Here is a 3,661-nt window from a genome sequence, read left to right as displayed (position 1 = left end):
GAGCAACCGTCGCAGTCAGATCAACCGCCGCACCCGTAGTTGCCGTCGCCGGAACCGAGAGCGACGTCGTCGTCTCCACATCCACCGGAGCCGGATCGGACACCGTCACCGTCTGAGCAGATGCCGACGAACTCACAAACCCTGCACCAGCGGTGAAGTCCGCCGTAACACTCTGAGCACCAGCAACATCGAACGAATGCGAGAGCGTCGCAGTCCCACCGGACACCGTGACCGGGGAGCCGATCGCCGTGCCGTTCGACTTGAACTGCACCGTACCGACAGCGTTGTTCGGAGCCACCGTCGCAGTCAGATCAACCGCCGCACCCGTAATTGCCGTAGCAGGAACCGACAACGACGTCGTCGTCTCCACATCCACCGGAGCCGGATCAGAGACCGTCACCGTCTGAGCCGACGCCGACGAACTCACAAACCCTGCACCAGCGGTGAAGTCAGCGGTAATGCTCTGAGCACCAGCAGCATCGAAGATGTGCGAGAGCGTCGCGGTCCCACCGGAAACTGTCACCGGTGAACCGATCGCAGTGCCATTCGACTTGAACTGCACCGAACCCACCGCATTGTTCGGAGCAACCGTCGCAGTCAGATCAACCGCGCTGCCCGTGATCGCAGCAGCCGGAACTTGAAGCGTTGTAGTCGTACTCAGCGCTGAGCTCGAGATCTCGATGGTCTGAGCTTGCGCGGTCGAACCACCAAAACCTGCAGTGCCTGAGTAGACCGCAGTGATCGAGTGCGATCCCGTCGTAGTGAACGTGTGATCCAGGGTCGCCGCTCCGGCAGTCACCGCGATCGGTCCGCCGATGTCTGTGCCACCGTCCTTGAACTGGACCGTTCCGCCGTCAGCTGCCGGAGAGATGTTTGCGGTCAGCGCGACCGAGGTCTGCTCGACGGCGCTGCTCGGAACTGTCAGCGCCGTGGTCGTCTGTACATCGGCAGCAGCCACACTGACTGTGCGCGCCGCCGACGTGGAGGTCAGGAACTCGAGAACTCCGTCGTACACAGCGGTGATGGAGTGATCTCCCGCCGCGGTGAATGTATGAGGCAGTGCGGCAACGCCATTGACGACGGTCACGGGGGCGCCGATGTCAGTCCCGCCGTCCTTGAACTGAACGGTGCCGTCTGTCGGTGCCGGGGAGACCTGCGCAACCAAATCCGTCGATTGACCGATCGTTGCCGACCCGCCGGACGTCACTGCCGTCGTGGTCCCGGCTTGCGCGACGACGTTGACGGTGGCCAACGCCTGACCACCCGCATTCAACCCACCACCACTCGAATCGCGCGGAGAGCAGTTGTACCGCTCCCAGTACCCTGGCCACAGCGTCTCGTACTGCAAGAACGTGAACGCATTCTTCGGCGAATTGAACGCACCCGAATCACCATCAGTGACACGCAACTTCGGCTGCACCGTACTACCAGCGACGCCGGCGACAACCGTCACGTCGATCGCGGGCAACCGGAAGGTCTTCCCCGCCCCTACCTCGATTCCACCGTCACTGTTCTTGCTCGTGCTCGGGCCGTTACCGCCCTTGTTGTTTGAGTCAGCAGTCTGATTGTTCCCCGAAATACGCAGATGCGTACCCGCGCCATCCGGCGAACCGCCGTCGTTGATCCGAATCACCGACGGAGTCACACCGGACAAATTCGACGAAGTACCTGCCACTACCTGAGCATCCACCAACGAAACCCCTGAAGGTATATCGAAGTCGTACTTGAGCCGCGTCCACTTACCGACACTGCGGCCTGCGTGCCCACCCGTCGGCACCGACATCACATTCGGTTGAACCCGATAGGTGAACGTCGACCCCGCCACCACTTTCTCCGGCGACGACACCGTCGCACCCGTCGAATGAAACACATCCGCGATATCAACAGCCAGATGTTCATAACCATCGCAACCCAGCTTGAACCCGATCGTGTTCTCCACCGCGGGAGATGACGTCGGAGCAGCCGAAGCAACACCACCTGCCACCAGCACGCCACCGACCAACGCCGCCACCACAACCGCGGAACTTCTTCTCACCAACACGAACTCTCCTCAGCTAGCAACAGACGTGGATCGGGAACCGCACGGAAGGAGGTCACTCGAACAGAGCGGAAATCGGAATGGAGCTGGACGCTCGTACAGTACCCGTCAAAAGTAGTACTTGTATCAGTTATTTCAGACAAATATTCACGAATTGCCGATAGTTCTGCTGACGACCAATCATCGATTCGCGAAGAGCGATGCCCCTTGCACCCGTCGGGCGCAAGGGGCATCACATCATCGGAGAATCAGGACCCGAACGGCAGCGACAACGATCCGAGCGAACCGAAGTCACCGCCCCCGTTACCGACGTTCACAACCGATGTAGTCGACGTGGAACCCGTGACGCCCTGGGCTCCGCTGTAGACCGCGGTGATCGAATGGTTGCCGGTCGTGGTGAAGGTGTGGCTCAACACAGCCTGCCCACCGACAACATCGACGGCCGTTCCGATCGGAGTCGTTCCATCGAAGAACTGGACGGTTCCCGACGTCGCGCCGGAAGAACTGACCACAGCCTTCAGCTGCACCGACGTGCCGACCTTTGCCGAAGACGGAGCCGTCAACGACGTAGAGCTTTCGACATCCGACGGGGTCGGAACCGTGACATTGACGTCGACGGATTCCGCGGTGGACGACGTGAACACGCCGGAGCCACTGAATACAGCCGAGACTACAAAGGTGCCTTCTGCTCCGAACACGTGCGGCAGCTTGGCAACTCCGTCAACAACCGCGACCGGGGCACCCTGATCGACTCCACCGATCTTGAACTGAACCGTTCCGCCGGACGGCACCAGGGCGTCCGAGGGATCTTCGGACACTGTCGCGAAGAGATCAACAGGCAGTCCGACCTTGGCTTCACCCTGAACGCTCAGAACCGTCTTCGTCGCCTTGTCGACCGGAGCCGGATCGGACACCGTCACCGTCTGAGCCGACGCCGACGAACTGACAAACCCTGCACCGGCGGTGAAGTCAGCCGTAACACTCTGAGCACCAGCAGCATCGAACGAATGCGACAGCGTCGCAACACCCGCGGAGACTGCCACCGGGGAACCGATCGCCGTGCCATTCGACTTGAACTGCACCGTACCGACAGCGTTGTTCGGAGCAACGGTTGCCGTCAGATCAACCGCAGTACCCGTGATCGCCGTAGCGGGAACCGACAGCGACGTCGTGGTCTCGACATCGACCGGAGCCGGATCAGAGGCCGTCACCGTCTGAGCCGATGCCGACGAGCTGACGAACCCTGCACCGGCAGTGAAGTCCGCCGTAACGCTCTGAGCGCCAGCAGCATCGAAGGAATGCGAGAGCGTCGCAGTCCCACCGGACACCGTGACCGGGGAACCGATCGCCGCACCGTTCGACTTGAACTGCACCGTACCGACAGCGTTGTTCGGAGCAACGGTTGCCGTCAGATCAACAGCCGTACCCGTGATCGCCGTCGCGGGAACCGAGAGCGACGTCGTGGTCTCGACATCGACCGGAGCCGGATCAGAGACCGTCACCGTCTGAGCGGACGCCGAGGAGCTGACGAACCCTGCACCGGCGGTGAAGTCCGCCGTAACGCTCTGAGCGCCAGCAGCATCGAAGGAATGCGAGAGCGTCGCAGTCCCACCGGACACCGTG

At 61.6% G+C, this 3,661-nt stretch carries 2 protein-coding genes; both read right to left on the bottom strand.

The window, feature by feature from the left end; all coding sequences use genetic code 11:
• A partial coding sequence (locus tag AC3WQS_RS14620) for an Ig-like domain repeat protein (protein ID WP_492713132.1) occupies positions 1-2,035 on the bottom strand: 2,035 nt, incomplete at its 3' end.
• Positions 2,036-2,286: 251 nt separating this feature from the next.
• A partial coding sequence (locus tag AC3WQS_RS14615; protein ID WP_492741502.1) for an Ig-like domain-containing protein occupies positions 2,287-3,661 on the bottom strand: 1,375 nt, incomplete at its 5' end.

This window comes from Rhodococcus sp. FW305-130, from assembly GCF_058788335.1.
Note: the sequence above shows the minus strand (reverse complement) of the source record. Positions and strands in the feature narration are given on the sequence as shown.